17 protein-coding genes are annotated in these 16,233 nt (G+C 68.7%); 14 read left to right on the top strand and 3 right to left on the bottom strand.

The window, feature by feature from the left end:
• Positions 1 to 202 precede the first annotated feature (202 nt).
• On the top strand, positions 203 to 871 hold the full coding sequence (locus tag BM337_RS13160) for a halocyanin domain-containing protein (RefSeq protein WP_089817050.1): 669 nt from the start codon (positions 203 to 205) through the stop codon (positions 869 to 871).
• Positions 872 to 908: 37 nt separating this feature from the next.
• Here BM337_RS13160 and BM337_RS13155 read toward each other — a convergent pair whose 3' ends face one another.
• Positions 909 to 1,439, bottom strand: a complete 531-nt coding sequence (locus BM337_RS13155; protein WP_089817049.1) for a type II toxin-antitoxin system RatA family toxin — start codon at positions 1,437 to 1,439, stop codon at positions 909 to 911.
• A gap of 122 nt (positions 1,440 to 1,561) precedes the next feature.
• Here BM337_RS13155 and trpB point away from each other — a divergent pair, with 122 nt between their 5' ends.
• The 3 genes from trpB to BM337_RS13140 all read left to right on the top strand — a co-directional run bounded on the left by trpB (position 1,562) and on the right by BM337_RS13140 (position 4,168).
• A complete protein-coding gene (trpB, locus tag BM337_RS13150; RefSeq protein ID WP_089817048.1) occupies positions 1,562 to 2,734 on the top strand; it encodes a tryptophan synthase subunit beta in 1,173 nt (390 codons plus the stop codon).
• A 93-nt stretch (positions 2,735 to 2,827) separates the two neighbouring features.
• Complete coding sequence (locus BM337_RS13145; RefSeq protein WP_089817047.1) at positions 2,828 to 3,301, top strand: hypothetical protein; 474 nt, start codon at positions 2,828 to 2,830, stop codon at positions 3,299 to 3,301.
• Positions 3,302 to 3,361: 60 nt separating this feature from the next.
• Positions 3,362 to 4,168, top strand: coding sequence for an FAD-dependent oxidoreductase (locus tag BM337_RS13140; protein WP_089817046.1), 807 nt, complete (start codon positions 3,362 to 3,364; stop codon positions 4,166 to 4,168).
• Positions 4,169 to 4,201: 33 nt separating this feature from the next.
• Here the strand turns inward: BM337_RS13140 and BM337_RS13135 are convergent, their stop codons facing one another.
• Positions 4,202 to 5,299 (bottom strand): GNAT family N-acetyltransferase, encoded by a 1,098-nt coding sequence (locus BM337_RS13135; protein WP_089817045.1) that lies wholly within the window; start codon positions 5,297 to 5,299, stop codon positions 4,202 to 4,204.
• A gap of 63 nt (positions 5,300 to 5,362) precedes the next feature.
• Positions 5,363 to 6,463: a GNAT family N-acetyltransferase gene (locus BM337_RS13130; RefSeq protein WP_218155556.1), complete on the bottom strand. Its 1,101-nt coding sequence runs from the start codon at positions 6,461 to 6,463 to the stop codon at positions 5,363 to 5,365.
• A gap of 207 nt (positions 6,464 to 6,670) precedes the next feature.
• On the opposite strand from BM337_RS13130, the gene coaBC reads away from it, so the two are divergent.
• The 10 genes from coaBC to BM337_RS13080 all read left to right on the top strand — a co-directional run bounded on the left by coaBC (position 6,671) and on the right by BM337_RS13080 (position 15,991).
• Positions 6,671 to 7,828, top strand: a complete 1,158-nt coding sequence (gene coaBC / locus BM337_RS13125; RefSeq protein WP_089817043.1) for a bifunctional phosphopantothenoylcysteine decarboxylase/phosphopantothenate--cysteine ligase CoaBC — start codon at positions 6,671 to 6,673, stop codon at positions 7,826 to 7,828.
• A gap of 121 nt (positions 7,829 to 7,949) precedes the next feature.
• Positions 7,950 to 8,987, top strand: coding sequence for a monovalent cation/H+ antiporter subunit E (locus BM337_RS13120; RefSeq protein ID WP_089817042.1), 1,038 nt, complete (start codon positions 7,950 to 7,952; stop codon positions 8,985 to 8,987).
• The gene (locus BM337_RS13115; RefSeq protein WP_089817041.1) at positions 8,980 to 9,255 is read left to right on the top strand and encodes a cation:proton antiporter; all 276 of its coding nucleotides are present in this window, start codon (positions 8,980 to 8,982) and stop codon (positions 9,253 to 9,255) included. Before BM337_RS13120 ends, BM337_RS13115 begins: the two co-directional genes overlap by 8 nt.
• Positions 9,255 to 9,587 (top strand): monovalent cation/H(+) antiporter subunit G, encoded by a 333-nt coding sequence (mnhG, locus tag BM337_RS13110; RefSeq protein WP_089817040.1) that lies wholly within the window; start codon positions 9,255 to 9,257, stop codon positions 9,585 to 9,587. The genes BM337_RS13115 and mnhG overlap by 1 nt, the downstream gene beginning before the upstream one ends.
• Positions 9,584 to 10,123, top strand: coding sequence for a DUF4040 domain-containing protein (locus BM337_RS13105; RefSeq protein ID WP_089817039.1), 540 nt, complete (start codon positions 9,584 to 9,586; stop codon positions 10,121 to 10,123). Before mnhG ends, BM337_RS13105 begins: the two co-directional genes overlap by 4 nt.
• Positions 10,120 to 10,587: an MnhB domain-containing protein gene (locus BM337_RS13100; RefSeq protein WP_089817038.1), complete on the top strand. Its 468-nt coding sequence runs from the start codon at positions 10,120 to 10,122 to the stop codon at positions 10,585 to 10,587. Before BM337_RS13105 ends, BM337_RS13100 begins: the two co-directional genes overlap by 4 nt.
• A 2-nt stretch (positions 10,588 to 10,589) precedes the next feature.
• Positions 10,590 to 10,946, top strand: coding sequence for a cation:proton antiporter subunit C (locus tag BM337_RS13095; RefSeq protein ID WP_089817200.1), 357 nt, complete (start codon positions 10,590 to 10,592; stop codon positions 10,944 to 10,946).
• A complete protein-coding gene (locus BM337_RS13090) occupies positions 10,939 to 12,453 on the top strand; it encodes a monovalent cation/H+ antiporter subunit D family protein (RefSeq protein ID WP_089817037.1) in 1,515 nt (504 codons plus the stop codon). The genes BM337_RS13095 and BM337_RS13090 overlap by 8 nt, the downstream gene beginning before the upstream one ends.
• Positions 12,450 to 14,183: a proton-conducting transporter transmembrane domain-containing protein gene (locus BM337_RS13085; RefSeq protein WP_089817036.1), complete on the top strand. Its 1,734-nt coding sequence runs from the start codon at positions 12,450 to 12,452 to the stop codon at positions 14,181 to 14,183. Before BM337_RS13090 ends, BM337_RS13085 begins: the two co-directional genes overlap by 4 nt.
• Complete coding sequence (locus BM337_RS13080) at positions 14,183 to 15,991, top strand: Na(+)/H(+) antiporter subunit D (protein WP_089817035.1); 1,809 nt, start codon at positions 14,183 to 14,185, stop codon at positions 15,989 to 15,991. Before BM337_RS13085 ends, BM337_RS13080 begins: the two co-directional genes overlap by 1 nt.
• Positions 15,992 to 16,233: the final 242 nt, after the last annotated feature.

Genomic DNA, 16,233 nt, shown 5'->3' with positions numbered 1-16,233 from the left:
ACCGTCAGAGCGTAGCTCTGACGAGCCCAACGTCGTTGCACTCCGTTGGACACCGCGAACGAACGCAGTGAGTGAGCGGCTTTTTTCATCGACGTTTTTTGTGGGGGGTTGAGCGCTCGCCGGAGGCGAGCGCGATTCCCCCCACGAAAAAAGGTCGTTGCGAAACGGTGGATTCACTACGGGCGGTTCCCAACGCCAGCACATGAGCGACGGTACAGCGGACGTGTCGCGCCGAACGTTCCTGCACGCTGCCTCGGGCGCCGCGGCTATCGGTGCCGCGTCGGGAGCCGGCGCCGCCCAGGAGAACGAGAGCGGCGGAAACGAGTCAGGTGGCGGCGGTGGCGGTGGTGGCGAACCGGACTACGGGACGTGGTTCAGCAACGTCGACAACTTCGACGGGTCGACCGCCGACGCCACTGGCCAGGACGAAGTCACCATCACCGTCGGTGCGGAGGGCAACGGCGGCGCGTTCGCGTTCGACCCGCCAGCCGTCCACGTCGACCCCGGCGCCACGCTGCTGTTCGAATGGACCGGCGAAGGCGGCGCGCACAACGCCGTCAGCAGCGACGGCACCATCGACTCGGGCGACCCGGTCGCCGAAGCGGGCGTCAACTACGAGGTCGCCATCGAGGAAGACGGCATCTACCAGTACGTCTGTGAACCCCACGAAGGCCAGGGGATGAAAGGCGCCGTCGTCGTCGGCTCCGACTACGCCACTGTCCCGACTGGCGGCGAGGGTGGCGGCGGGCCCACGCTCCCCGACAGCGCCAAATCACTCGGCGTGGCGGCGTCGTTCGTGATGGCGGCGACGCTCGGCCTGGCGTACTTCTTCATGAAGTTCGGCGGCGACTACGAACAGCCCGACGCGTAGCGACGACGACCGTTCCGAGTCCGTTTCTTCCCGCGTATCACACCGAGTCCGGCGTCGTGTGTATCTCCAGGTCGACCTCGCGGGGTTCACCCTCGAGGTCGGCGACGATGCGCTCGACGATCCGTTCGGCCTCGTCCTGCACGAGCGGTTTCACCTTGCCGATGACCCAGTCGAGCGAGACGAGTCGCGGCATGTCGAGTGTGCCCGAATCGGCCGTGTCGGGGTCGAACCGGATCGAGAGGGTGACGCGGGAGGCGTGGTCCTCGCCGGCAGGTGCGGCCTCTGGTACCGGGTCGACTCGCCAGTGCCCGTGGGCGTGGATGTCCTTGACGAGTTTCCAGTCGATCTGTTCCGGCGGGTCGACGGCGGTCACTTCCGACCGGGCCGTGTAGGAGAGTTTCCACCACGCGAGGTGCAGGTCGTACCGGGTCCCGGGAGCGCCGTCGCCGTCCTGGCGCACCGATTCGAGGTACTTCGAGTACTTCGCGTAGCCCGGGAAGTCCAGGAGGAACTCGTAGACCTCAGCGGGCGGCAGGTAGACGACGGTACTGACCTCGACGTTGTCCACGTGGGTCCATCGGTACGCTCCGCCTTGAGCGTTCGTCCTTCGGCGAACTGTCACGTCGCGCCGCGGGCGGGGAGCGCTCGGTCCATAGAGCTTTGTAGGCAACCCGGCATACGGTGTGACGTATGAGTAACGACGAGGAGCGCTCGGGCGAGTTCGGACAGTTCGGCGGGCGACACGTGCCAGACGTGATGAAAGAACCACTGGCGCACCTGGCTGCCGCGTTCGAGGACGTCACGTCCACAGACGAGTTCCAGGCGGAGTTCCGCGCAGTCCTCCGGGACTACGCCGGCCGGCCGACGCCGCTGTTCCACGCCGAGAACCTCTCGGAAGCGTGGGGGACGGACGTCTACCTCAAGCGCGAGGACCTGCTCCACGGCGGCGCCCACAAGATCAACAACTGCGTCGGCCAGGCCCTGCTGGCGAAGAAGGCGGGCAAGTCGCGGCTCATCGCCGAGACCGGCGCCGGACAGCACGGCACGGCGACGGCGATGGTCGGCGCGCTGTTCGACCTGGACACGGAGATCTACATGGGGAAGAAGGACGTCGAGCGCCAGACGATGAACGTCTTCCGCATGCGCCTGATGGGCGCGGAGGTCAACGAGGTTACTCGCGGGGACGAGGGGCTGGCCGACGCCGTCGACGCCGCCCTGGAGGACTTCGCCGGCAACGTCGAGGACACCCACTACCTCGTCGGCAGCGTCGTCGGCCCGGACCCATTCCCGCGGATGGTTCGGGATTTCCAGTCCGTCATCGGCGAGGAGGCCCGCGAGCAGTTCCTGGAGCGGACCGGGGAGCTCCCGGACGCCGCCGTGGCCTGCGTCGGCGGCGGCTCGAACGCGATGGGACTGTTCCACGCGTTCCGCGACGACGACGACGTCGACTTCTACGGCGGGGAGGGCGGCGGCGAGGGCGCGGACTCGAAGCGCCACGCCGCGCCGCTGGACACCGGGACGGAGGACGTCCTCCACGGGATGAAGACGCGCGTCATCGACGACGACGTCGAGGTCCACTCCGTCTCCGCGGGCCTGGACTACCCCGGTGTCGGCCCCGAACACGCGATGTTCCGCGAAGTCGGCCGCTGTGAGTACCGTGGTATCACCGATGACGAGGCCCTGGCGGCCTTCCGGGAACTGAGCGAAGCCGAGGGGATCATCCCCGCGCTGGAGTCGGCCCACGGCATCGCGCTGGCGAAGCAACTCGCCGAGGAGGGCGAACACGACACGCTGCTCGTCAACCTGAGCGGGCGCGGCGACAAGGACATGGAGACCGCGGCGGCCCAGTTCGACCTCGACTGACCACAGAGCGGGTATCCTTCGGTGACCGCCGGCGACTTCTGTCGCGTCGAATCGACGAGAAGACGTATGTCAGACGCGTGATCACACCCCACCATGTCGGCCCACGACCGCGCCATCCCGGTCTTCCTCCGCGACGCGCTCCTGGCCGCAGTCGCCTCCGCCGTCCTCCTGGGACCGGTCGTCCTGGATATCGGCCCGGAGTTCCTCAGCTATCCGGGATACCTCCTCTACTTCCCGCTGTTGGGCGTCTACGTCGTGACCGGTGGCGAAACCGAAGCGCCCCACGGGCCGGGGATAGTCCACGTCGTCGCGTTCGTCCTCGCGCTGGGACTGGTCACTGCCGGGACCGCGTCGCTGGTCCGCGCGCGCTACGACACGAGCGCGCTCGGAACCTGGCGATTCGCCGCCGCGGGCGCTGTTGCCGTCACGGGCACGGTCGGCGCCCTCTTCGGCGGCGTTGCGCTGGCAGGGCTGGTGGAGGCCACGGCCCTCGTCGCCAGCGGGACGCTCCTGGCCGGAATCGCCATGGTCGGTGCCGGGCTCGTTATCGCGGCGAGAGCCGGGTAACGACGCCGTGGTATCGACGGATCCGGCAGGTTGGTAAGCGGTCCCGTCCGAGCCACTGGCATGGCTTCCGACCCAGCGGACCCACCACGGACCGTCGTCGTCGGCGGCGGCGTCGCCGGCCTCTCGGCGGCGCTGTTCACGGCGCGAGCGGGACTCCCGACCCGCGTCGTCTCGGCCGGCGAACCGATCCTCGCGCGCAACGCCCACCTGGAGAACTACCCCGGCTTCCCCGCGGGCATCAACGCGCGACTGCTGCTGGAGATGACCCGCGACCAGGTCGAGGCGGCGGGCGCGGCGTTCGTCGACGGGACCGCCGTGGACGTCACTCCGGTCGACGACGACTCCGAGGACGAGATGCGACCCGACGGCGATGGCGGGTCCAACGGTGACGACGGTACTGCCTTCACCGTCTCGCTGGAAGACGGGCGGGAACTGTCCGCCGACAGCGTCGTCGCGGCCTCGTGGTCCGACGCCGCCTACCTGGACGACCTGGACCTGGGCCTGATCGACCGCGGGAGCAAGCGCTACGTCGACGTCGACGAGTTCGGCCGGTCGGCCGTCGACGGCATCTACGCCGCCGGCCGCCTCGCTGGCACGTACCACCAGGCCATCGTCGCCGCTGGCCACGGCGCGACGGTCGGCCGAACCGTCGTCGAGGACTCGGACGTGCCGTTCTACAACGACTGGGTCGCACCGGAGGGGTACTTCACCGGCCGCGGGCGCGAGGTCCCGCCCGGCTGCGAGGAGATCGACGAGGCGGAGTGGCAGCGACGGGCCGAACGATCGGCGGAGACGATGCGGGAATACTTCGAGGACCCTGCCGTCGAACCGCCGACGATGCACCCGTCCGTGGACCACGACGAATAGGAAGTCGGCGTGACCCGGGCCATCGCGCCTCCGCTAGCTCGTATCCTGTTCGGAGAAGGTGAGCCGCCAGTTCGACGCGTCGGTGATGTCGACGCCGTTGTGGGTCCAGTCGCCGGTCAGCGACCGGACGACGTGCGTCGTCGGGTTCGCGACGCTGCCCAGCGGCGGCCGGTCGTCGCTCCGGAACCCCGCACGCCCGAGCGCTGACCGCGACAGCGCCGACGGCGCGGCCAGGACGTCGGATTCTGCGTAGTCGCGAACCAGCCGGTGGAGGAGCGCGTCCTGCGCGTCGGTCGCCTCCCCGTCCGGCGTCGGAACGACGTCGGTCACCTTCGTCGTGCGGAGCCCGGACTCGACGGCGGTGCCGACGACCATCCCGGCGACTGGCTCGCCGTCCCGCTCGGCGACGTACGTCGCGTAGTCCCAGGCGGGGGTGTCGAAGCGCCAGTCGTAGAACCGTTCGTCCCGCCAGACGTGGATGCCGCTCGACGACTCGCTGGCCGCCAGATCCGCCATGGTCTCGACCGGGACCGACTCGTAGCGCCGCACGGTCACGCCGTCGGGGGACCGGGTCCGCAGGTCCGACAGCCGGTTGTAGCCGCCGAGTGCGAGTCCGGCGGCGCCGGTCACCGACTTCCACGCCGGCGACTCGTCGAGTCCGAACGCGTTCGTGTTCTGTATCCGGTAGTACGTCGTCTCTTCGCCGACCGACTGCCAGCCGAGTTTCAGGTAGCCCGGCCCGGAGCGGTGGTTGGGGAAGTTGAAGAAGAAGGCCGGCTTCCCGTCACTGTACGTCTCGATCGCAGCCTCGGTCATCCGGGTGAACAGGCCCTGACGCCGGTGGTCGGGGTGGACCATCGTGTCCCCGGGCTGGAGCGCCAGCGCTCGCTCGCCGCCGACCGCCACGTCGAGCGCGAAGAAGGGCCGGGCACCCACCAGGTCACCGTCCCGTTCCGCGACGAAGATTGGGACGTGGTCGACGTAGGGGTTGTCTTCGTACTTCCACGCGAACCACTCGGGACCGTAGTTCGGATCGAACGCCTCCGAGTGCAGGTCGAGGAACGCCGGGAGGTCGCTCGACTCGAACTTCCGGACGGCGTACTCCCGCTGGACAGGCTCCTGACGGCTCATGCGTACTCACAGGCAGATGAATCGGATAGTAATACGATCGCTACCGCCGTATCGGGCGCGGCGCTAGTTCGAGTCCTTCTCGGCGAAGGTGAGACGCCAGTTCGCCGGGTCAGTCACGTCGAGCCCGTCGACGCGCCACTCCCCGGTCAGCGACCGCACGACGTGCGTCGTCGGATTCGCGACGCGCGAAAGCGGCGGTCTGTCGTCGCGCCTGAACCCCCGCCCGACGGCGACCGAACGCGGTAGCGTCGCCGGTGCGATCAGGACGTCCGACTCGGCGTTGTCCCGCACCGCTCGCGCGAGCAACGCGTCGAGACAGTCCGCGGTGCGACCGCCACCGACACCGTCGTCTGGCAGTGGCAGGACGTCCACGATCTTCGTCTGGACGATGCCAGCGCTGACCCCCGTCCCGGTGACCATCGCGGCGACCGCGTCACTGCCGTCCACCGCGACGTAGGTGTCGTACGTCCAGGCGGGATTGCCGAACCGCCAGTCGTAGAACTGCGCGTCCCGCCACGCCCGGATCCCGTTCCGGTCCTCCGGCACGGCCAGCGACGCGAGCGTCGCCGACGGAACCGTCTCGCGACGCTCTACCGTCACGCGGTCGGCGGTCTCCGTCCGACGGTCGGACAGCCAGTTGTGACACCCGACCACTGGCCGCAGGGCGAGCGCCGCGACTGTGCTCCACGGGGCCGACAGCCCCGACGCGAGGGCGGACGGATCCTGAACACGGTAGTACGTCGACCGATCCGTCACTCGCTTCCAGCCCAGTTTCAGGTTCCCCGGCGTCGACCGGTGGTTAGGGAAGTTGAAGAAGAAGGACGGCTCGCCGTCGCCGTACGTCTCGATCGCTGCCTCGGTCATCCGGGTGAACAGGCCCTGACGCCGGTGGTCGGGGTGGACCATCGCGTCGGCCGGCTGGAGTGCCAGGCGGCGCTCGCCGCCGACCGACACGTCGAGCGCGAAGAAGGGCCGGGCACCCACCAGGTCGCCGTCCCGTTCCGCGACGAGTATCGGAACGTGGTCGACGTAGGGGTTGTCGCCGTACTTCCAGTCGAACCACTCCCGGTCGCGGTCGGTGTCGAAAACCTGCGCGTAGAGGTCGAGAAATCCGTCGAAGTCGCTGGCCTCGTACGGCCGAATAGTGTATTCGGACTGCCGCACCGAAAGCTGGCCCATCGTCGTGTGTAGACGCGCAGGCGGACTATACTTATCCCCCTCGTAATCACTCAGGGTCGCCCGTGAGCGGGAACGCGGACGACGTTCGCGACGTTACCGACCGCCTAAAATCCGCTCTCGGGTGACAGATCACATCGAACACGTCTGTTTGAGTGGCGGGGCTTAAATGACAGGCAGGACAATCTACGGGCAATGTTGCAGGGAGCGAACGTCGCGCTGGGCGTCACGGGGTCGATCGCGGCCGTCAAGACCGTGGAGCTGGCCCACGAACTCCGGCGCCGCGGTGCGACGGTCAGGGCGGTGATGACGGGGAGCGCCCAGGGAATCGTCCACCCCTGGTCGCTGGAGTACGCCACCGGTCACGACGTGGTGACGGAGCTGACGGGGCGCGTCGAACACGTCGAACTGTGCGGCGTCGACGGCTGGGCCGACGTGTTACTCGTCGCGCCCGCGACCGCGAACACGGTCGGCAAGATCGCCGCCGCAGTCGACGACACGCCCGTGACGACGTGTGCGACGACGGCGCTCGGGGCCGGCGTGCCGGTCGTCGTCGCGCCCGCGATGCACGAACCGATGTACGACCACCCGGGCGTGCTCGAGGCCATCGACCGCGTCGAGGAGTGGGGCGTCGACTTCGTCGACCCCCGGATCGAGGAAGGAAAGGCGAAGATCGCCACCGAGGAGGCCATCGTCACCGACGTCGCACGCGCCGCGACCGACTCGCCCCTCGAGGGCCGCCACGTCGTCGTGACCAGCGGGGCGACCACGGAGCCCATCGACCCGGTTCGGACCCTCTCGAACCGCGCGTCGGGCAAGACCGGTCAGGCCGTCGCCCGCGCGTGCTACGTTCGTGGGGCCGACGTCACGCTCGTTCACGATGGGCCAGACGTGCCGTACGCGGGCGTGCGCGACGTCGAGTCGGCCGCGGAGATGACCGACGTGGTGACTGACCTGGGCCAGGAGGCGGACGCGCTGGTGTCGGCCGCCGCAATCTCCGACTACACGATGGACGGCGAACCCGGGAAGATTCCCTCCGGGCAGGAGCGGCTGACGCTCGAGCTCGAACCAACGCCCAAGCTCATCGACGCTGTCCGGGAGGCCCACCCCGACCTCCCCATCGTCGGGTTCAAGGTCGAGACCGACGCGGACGACGACCAGCTCGTCGAGCGTGCCCGTGAGATACAGGAGCGAGCGGGCCTCGCGTTCGTCGTCGCGAACGCCGCGACCGTCATGGGGGAGGACGGGACCCGGGCACTGATTGTCGACGGCGAGGACGCGCGCGAGTACGAGGGATCGAAGGACGGACTCGGTGCCCGGATCGCCGACGAACTCGTCGCCGAACTGATCTGATCCGGGCGTTCGGACCCCGCTGGTCGACCGTTTACGAAATAGTTATCCTTGTGGTAGGGTGAATGTCGGACGACAACTGAATCGCTCGCCAGACAGCGCTGCAGCGAGATTTCCCACGACTGTGACATCGAAAGAGGCCCGTCGTTTGCTCGTGCCAGTGGCCGACTCCGTGACGTTGCGAAACACGGTCGCCTACGCCGTCGAGGAGGCGGCCGCCGCGTCGGACGGGGCGCCCGCGACGATCCACTTCGTCGTCTTCGAGAGCGCCCGCGCCGTCGACCCGACCGGCCCAGCGGACCTGGGCGAGGACCGCGAACTCCTCGACCGCGTCTCGGTGTGGGCCGACGAGGACCGCGCCGGTCAGGAAGCGTCCGTCGAGGTCGAACTGGCCGTCGTCGGCGCCGACCGCTACCTGTTCAGCCCGGACCAGTACGCCGACGCGCTGGCAGACTACGCAGTCGCTCACGACGTCGACCGGGTCGTCCTCGACCCGGAGTACGACCCCGGGTCGGGCGCACCGATGCTCTGGCCACTGGAGACGGAACTACAGCGTCGCGACCTCGACGTCGAGGAGGCTCCCGTCGAGCGGCCGCGCCGACAGACCGTCCTCGGTCGCACCGGCACCGCGCGCAAGTACGTCGCCATCTTCGGCGCCTCGTACCTCTTCTACCAGGCGCTGGGCGCGTGGACGACGTTCGACCTCGTGACCGGCGGCCTCACCGCCGGCCTCGTCGCCGCGCTGCTCGCGCCCATCGTGTTCGGTCACCAGCCCTCTCTGACTCGCCTGGCCGTCCAGACCGTCCGGCTGGCCGTCTACGCCCCCTACCTGCTCTGGGAGATCGCGAAGGCGAACCTCCAGATCGCCTACGTCGTGCTCCACCCCTCGCTCCCCATCGACCCGGAGATGGTCGAGTTCGACGCCGCCGTCTGGGGCGACACGCCGGTGACGACGCTGGCCAACTCCATTACGCTGACTCCCGGCACCCTGACCGTCGACGTGACCGAGCAGTCCTTCGTCGTCCACTCGCTGACCGAAGCGACGCGTGACGGCCTCTTCGAGGGGAGTCTCGAACGGGCGGTCCGCTTCGTCTTCTGGGGCCGCGCGGCGGCCAGGATACCGAGCCCGCGTGAACGCGGGGAGGAGGGCGACGATGGTTGACGTGGAAGCCGCGCTGCTCCTCGGCGCCGGCGCGTTCGTCGCCTTCGCGATCGTCGGTCTCTACCGGATACTCCAGGGGCCGACGATGCACGACCGCGTCGTCGCGGTCAACGTCGTCGGGACGAACACCGTCATCGCCATCGCGCTAGTCGCCGGTGCTTACGACGCGCCCGTCTTCCTCGACATCGCGCTCGTGTACGCCCTGCTCAACTTCCTGCTGAGCATCGCTATCTCGAAGTTCAGCGTCGAACACGGAGGGGTGCTCTGATGGCCATCTCCGAGTACGCCGCCGTCGCGCTCGTCGCGGGCGGCGCGTTCTTCGGCCTCGTCGCCGCCGTCGGACTGGTGCGACTACCGGACGTCTACACCCGGACCCACGCGGCCTCGAAGAGCGACACGCTCGGCGCGGTGCTCGCGCTGGGCGGCGTCGCGCTCGTCATCGACGCCCGCCTCGCGACGGTCAAGGCCGTCTTCCTCCTCGTATTCATGTTCCTGACCAACCCCACCGCGGCGCACGCCATCGCCCGCGCAGCCCGTGACCAGGGCATCGACCCGTGGACGACCGACGACGCCGACGCCGACGCCGGAGGTGAACCGTGACCCCGTCCGTCCTCGAAGTCGTCCTGCTCGCGTTCGTCCTCACGAGCGCGCTGGGCGCGGCCCTGCTGAAAGACACACTCGCTGCGGTGATGGCCTTCGCCGCCTACAGCCTGGGCATCTCCATCATCTGGGTGCTGCTCCAGGCGCCAGACGTCGGCCTGACCGAGGCCGCAGTCGGCGCCGGCGTGATGACCATCCTCCTCCTCATCGCGCTGGCCAACACCGTGCGGCCGTCGGAAGACCAGCTCTTCGAGCGGGTCCGGCCCCGGACGGTACTGGCCGTCGGCGCGTTCGTCCTCGTCATGGGGGCGACGGTCCCCGCGCTCCCGGCGGTCGGGGCGACCGACTCGCCCGTCGGCTCCGGCGAGGTGACCGACTACTACCTCGAGAACGCCTACGAGGAGACAGAGGTGCACAACGCCGTCACCGCCGTGCTCGCGGCCTACCGCGGGTTCGACACGCTCGGTGAAGCAGTGGTCGTCTTCGTCGCCGGCGTGGCGACGCTGACGGTGCTTCGCACGGAGGCGTTCGCATGAGCGGACGCGACCAGGCGCCGCTGTACGTCGAGAGCCCCATCATCATGACTACCGTCAGGGTCGTCGCGCCCTTCGTGCTCACGTTCGGCCTGTTCATCATGCTCCACGGGGCCGACTCCCCCGGTGGCGGGTTCCAGGGCGGCGTCATCGCCGGGTCGGTCGTCATGATGACGGCCTTCGCCTTCGGCATCGACGCGACCCGGGAGTGGGTCGACGCCCGCGCCATCGTCGGGTTGACGTCCCTCGGCGTGTTGACCTTCGCCGGCATCGGCCTCGGTTCGATGGTGCTGGACGGCGCGTTCCTGCAGTACGACGTCTACGCGCCCTACATCTCGCACGCCAGCAAGTACGGTATCGAGCTGGTCGAACTCGCCATCGGGGGCATCGTGGCCGGCGTCGTCGTCGGCCTCTTTTTCGTCCTCTCGGCCGGGTTCGGCCACGCCGACGGGGGTGAGGAGGCGTGAGCGTGATAGACGCCCTCCTGACCCACTACAACTACTACGCCGTCGTCCTGTTGCTCGGCATCGGCGTGTACATGCTGGTCGAGTCGACGAACCTGATCAAGAAGATCATTGGGATGAACGTCTTCCAGACCGGCATCTTCCTCTTCTTCATCACTGCGGCGTACGTCGAAGGGGGGTCCGCACCCGTCGTCGGCGAGGGGGGTGGGCCGTACGTCAGCCCGCTCCCCCACGTGCTCATCCTGACGGCGATCGTCGTCGGCGTGGCGCTGACCGCGGTGGCACTCGCGCTCGTCGTCCGCATCTACGACGAGTACGGGACGCTCGACGAGGAGGTGTTGCGAGAACTCTACCATGATTGAACACGTGCCCGTCCTGCTGGTCGTCCTCCCCATCGTTGGGGGTGCGCTGCCGCTGCTCGCCGGACTGTTCACCGACCGCGCCGGGTGGTCGCTTGCGACGCTGACTCTCGGCGTCCACGCCGCACTCGCGGCCTGGCTCGTCGCCACCGTCGCCGGCGGCCAGCCAGTCGTCTACGAGGTGGGCGGCTTCGCGGCACCGTACGGCATCGAACTCGTCGTCGACGGCCTCTCCGCGGCCGTCGTCGGGCTCGTCTCGGTCGTCTCCGTCGGCGTACTCGCGTACGCGCGCCGCGCGGGCCCGCACACGAACAGCTTCTACAGCCTCTACCTGCTGCTCGTCGCCGGACTCTCCGGGATGAGCATCACCGGTGACGTGTTCAACCTCTACGTCTTCCTGGAGATAACCGGGCTCGCCGCCTACGCCCTGGTCGCCAGCGGTGACCGGGACGCGGCCGCCGTCGCGGCGCTGCGATACCTGATCATCGGGACGTTCGGCGCGTCGCTGTACCTGCTCGGCGTGGGCTACCTCCTCGTCGCGACGGGGACGCTCAACATGGCTGACCTCGCGACGAAGATTCCGCAGGTCGACGGCGGCTACACGTCGACCCTCGTACTCGCTGCGTTCGGCCTCGTGACCGCCGGACTCGCGGTGAAGGTGGCGCTGTTCCCCGTCCACACCTGGCAGCCCGACGCGTATTCCAACGCGCCGGATTCGGTCAGCACGCTCATTTCGGCGCTGGTGTCGACCGTCGCCGCGTACTCACTCGCGCGAATCGTCTTCTCCGTGTTCACCGTGGATTTCTTCGTCGCGGTACCCCTGGCCCAGGACGCGCTGTTCGCCGTCGCCGCGATAAGCGTCGTCGTCGGCTCCGCCCTTGCCGTCTCACAGCGCGACGTCAAACGGATGCTCGCGTACTCCTCCGTCTCGCAGTTCGGTCTCGTGATAGCCGGCTTCGCGGTGGCGTCCTCGACGGCAGTCGTCGGCGCGATAATCCACCTCGTCGGCCACGCCGTCATGAAGGGCGGCCTGTTCGCCACCGCGGGGATCATCGAGCGGAAGACCGGCGCCCGGACGATCGAGGAGTACGCCGGGCTCACCGACCGCGCGCCCGTCGCCGCCGGCGCCTTCGCCGTCCTCGCGTTCTCGATGGTCGGCGTCCCGCCGGCCGTCGGGTTCGTCGGCAAGTGGTACATCGTCCTCGGCGCCGTCGAGGTGGGCGCGTGGGCGCTCGTCGCCGTCTTGCTGCTGAGCACGGTGCTCACGCTCGCGTACTTCGCCCGCCTCGTCGAGTCGATGTACTTCACGGACGCGCCGACCGTCTCGGAGGCCGAGGCCGTCGCCGAACCGGAGGCGGCCGGCGCGGCCGTCCCGGACGGCGGTGACGCCGCCGTGTCGACGGGGATGGTCGCCGTCGCCGTCGCCGCGGCGGTGCTCGCGGTGGCGCTCGGCCTCGCGTTCCCCGGCGTAGAACAGACGCTCGAACGCTCGCTTCCATTCCTCCCATGACTGATCTCGCTCCACTCCGACCGCTGCTCGCAGTGCTCGCCTCCGCCGTGGCGATCCCGCTGATCTACGCGACTCGCGGCCGGCCGAACCGGCGGGAGGCCGTCACCGTCGCCGCGGCGGTCACCAAGTTCCTGATCGTGGCCAGTATGGTCCCGGGCGTGCTCGCCGGCGAGCGCTACGAGGTCCAGCTCGGGACGTTCGCGACCGGTATCGAACTCGTCCTTCGGGTGGACCCGCTGGGGCTCCTGTTCGGCCTGCTGGCGAGCCTGCTGTGGATCGTCACCAGCTTCTACAGTATCGGCTACATGCGCGGACTGGACGAACACGCCCAGACGCGCTACTTCGCGTCGTTCGCCGCGAGTCTCGCCGCCGCCATCGGCGTCGCCTTCGCCGGTAACCTCCTGACGCTGTTCGTCTTCTACGAACTCCTGACGGTGGCGACGTACCCGCTGGTCACCCACGACGAGACGCCCGAAGCCCGGAGCGCGGGTCGGAAGTACCTCGCCTATACCTTCGGCGGCGGCGTCGCCGTGCTCGCCGGCACCGTACTCGTGTTCTGGATGACTGGGACGACCGGGTTCACGCCCGGCGGCATCGCCGCGCTCGCGACGGCGGACCCGATGCTGGCGCGAGCCGCCTTCGGGCTGCTCGTCGCCGGCTTCGGCGTCAAGGCCGCACTCATGCCGATGCACTCCTGGCTCCCCGACGCGATGGTCGCCCCCACGCCCGTCTCGGGGCTGCTCCACGCCGTCGCCGTCGTCAAGAGCGGCGTCTTCGGCCTGGCCCGCGTCGTCCTCGACGTGTTCGGGCCCGGGACCGTCGAGCAGATCGGCGGCGGCGTTCCGCTGGCGGCAGTCGCAGCCATCACCCTGCTCACGGCGAGCGTCATCGCGCTCCGGCAGGACAACCTCAAGCGCAGACTGGCCTACTCGACGGTGAGCCAGCTCTCCTACATCGTCCTCGGGCTCGGCCTGCTCAGCGGGGACGCGCTCGTCGGCGGATTGTTGCACATCCCCGCCCACGCGTTCATGAAGCTCACCCTGTTCTTCTGTGCCGGGATCATCCACGTCGAGACCCACACCGACGACATCTCCAACATGGCCGGCATCGGAAAGCGGATGCCCCTGACTATGGCCGCTTTCGCGCTCGCGGCGGCCGGGATGGCCGGTATCCCACTCGTGGCCGGCTTCGTCAGCAAGTGGTACCTGCTGATCGGCGCCATCCAGGCCGAACAGGTCATCTTCGCCGGCGCGCTGCTCGTCTCGGGCGTCCTCAACATCGCGTACTTCTGGCCCATCGTCTACCAGGCGTACTTCGAGTCCCCCGAGGACCACGACGATAAGCCCCTTATCGAGGGGCCCTACGGCGGCCGCGGGATCGTCCGGGCCGACGGCGACGGTCGAGCACGTGAAAACGTCGACGGTGACGAGGACGTCGACGAGGACATCGACCTCGAAGAGGCCGAGGCGGCCGCTGCGGCCGACCCGGACGTCGACGTCGACGAGATGCTCGGCGAGAGCCAGGGCGCTCACGAGGGCCACTACTCCGGGCCGCCCGCCGGCGGCTGGGAGAAGCGTAACTGGCGCGGCGGCGAGAGCACCTGGTTCATGCTCGGTCCCATCCTCGCGGCGGCGACCGGTGCATTCCTGCTCGGCGTCGTCCCCCACGCCGCCGTCTTCCTGCAGATCGTCCAGCGCATCGTCCGCGACCTCCCGGGGGTGGGGCTCTGATGTCCGCGCTCACCGCAATTCCGCCGGCGGTCGTGCTGCTGGCCGTGGCAGTCGCCGTCGCAGTGCTCCCCCGCCGTATCGGACACGCGCTCGGGATACTGGCGACGGCCGCGACTGCCGCATGGGCCGTCGTCGTTCCCGCGGGGACGTACCTCACCGACCTCCAGTTCCTCGGCTTTCAGACCGCACTGCTCCACGTCGACGCGTTCAGCCGGCTGATGGCGCTCATCTTCGGGCTCATCGGCGCCGTCGCAGTGCTGTACTCCTACGCCTCGCAGGCCGACAGCCGCCAGACGGCCTTCGCGCTGTCCTACGTCGCCACGAGCATCGGCGCGGTGACGGCGGGCGACTGGCTCACGCTGCTGTTCTTCTGGGAGCTGATGGCCGTCACGAGCACGCTGCTCGTCTGGCACTACGGCGGGCAGGCGGTCCGCGCCGGCTTCCGCTACGCCGTCTTCCACGGCATCGGTGGCAGCCTGCTGATGGGCGCCATCGTCTGGCACTACACCATCACGGACACGTTCGTCTTCGACGGCACGGGCATCGCGACCGCTTCGGGCGCACTGGCAGGTCTCCCGCCAGCCATGGCCGCCGTCGGTATCGGCGTCAACGTCGGCTTCGTCGGCCTGCACGCCTGGTTGCCCGACACCTATCCGCGACCCCACATCGCGGCCAGCGTCTTCCTCTGCGTGTTCACGACGAAGACCGGCGTCTACGGGATGTACCGCGCGTTCCCGGACGGCAACGTCTGGATCGCCTACATGGGCGGCGCGATGGCGGTCTTCGGCGTCTTCTACGCCCTACTCCAGAACGACATGCGCCGGCTGCTCTCCTATCACATCCAGTCCCAGGTCGGCTACATGATCGCCGGCGTCGGCATCGGCACCGCGCTGGCCCAGGCCGGCGCCTTCGCCCACGTCTTCAACCACATCCTCTACAAGAGCCTGCTGTTCATGACCGCCGGCGTCGTCATCTACCGCACCGGCGAGGAGGACCTGAAGAAACTCGGCGGCCTCGCCCGCGAGATGCCCATCACGGCGACGACGTTCACCGTCGCCGCGCTCTCCATCGCCGGTTTCCCCTTCTTCAACGGCTTCGTCAGCAAGGGCATCGTCATCTCGGCGAGTCACTACACCTTCGACTACGCGTTCATGTTCGCCAACCAGACCGGCCTCGAGTGGATGCTCCTCATCGGCGGTGTCGGCACGTTCGCGTCGTTCATCAAGTTCGGCTACTACGCCTTCTTCCACGGCGACCACGACGGCGAGGTCCGGGACGCCAACCGCGGCCAGAGCGTCGCCATGATCGTCGTCGCGGTGCTGTGCGTCGTCTACGGCGTCTTCGACTCTGCACTGTTCGCCATCCTGCCCTTCGACGTCACCGATGGCGCCGTCGTCGGCCACGTCTACAAGACGTACACGGTCGACCACGTCGTCGAGGGCGTCGCGCTCGCCGTCGCCGGCCTTGTCGTCTTCGTCGCGACGAAGAAGCCGCTCGCCAAACTGGGCCGCGTCCGAGACGTCGACTCGGCGTACAACCCCCTGACCTTCTACGCGACGCGCGGCCTCGTCCGCGGCGTCACCGAAATCTACGCCGCGGTGGACCGCCTGGCCGTCCGCGTCGCCCACGGCGTCACCTACGCCGTGACCTCGCCTACCGAGGTCACGGACGAACTCCGCCGGCGCACAGTCGGCGGCGGGGTCGACACCGAGGACCGCCCGGCGCACCCACTGCGGGCCTCAATCGGGACGAGCATCCTCGTCCTCGCGCTCTTCGCGACGCTCGGCATCGTCATTCTGTCGCTGTAGATACTTCGTCGGTGGCCGTCGGTGGTCACTGTGAGCTACCTCACAGGCCCTCGATTCGATCGGAGTGGGTGTTTCTCCATCTGCGAGCGCAGTCAACCCAGGGCTCTCCTGCGACCCCCGTATCCCGATTCGAACAGAGTGGTTATCACTCGTTATACTCGGGTGCGAACTTTTTATACCAGCTATTGCCTCCTTGCCAACACACACGACTCACGGCACGCTGGAATCCCCGTGCAGGCGGG

The organism is Halomicrobium zhouii, from assembly GCF_900114435.1.
GTDB classification, from domain to species: domain Archaea; phylum Halobacteriota; class Halobacteria; order Halobacteriales; family Haloarculaceae; genus Halomicrobium; species Halomicrobium zhouii.
This window is presented reverse-complemented; position numbering and strand designations above follow the sequence as displayed.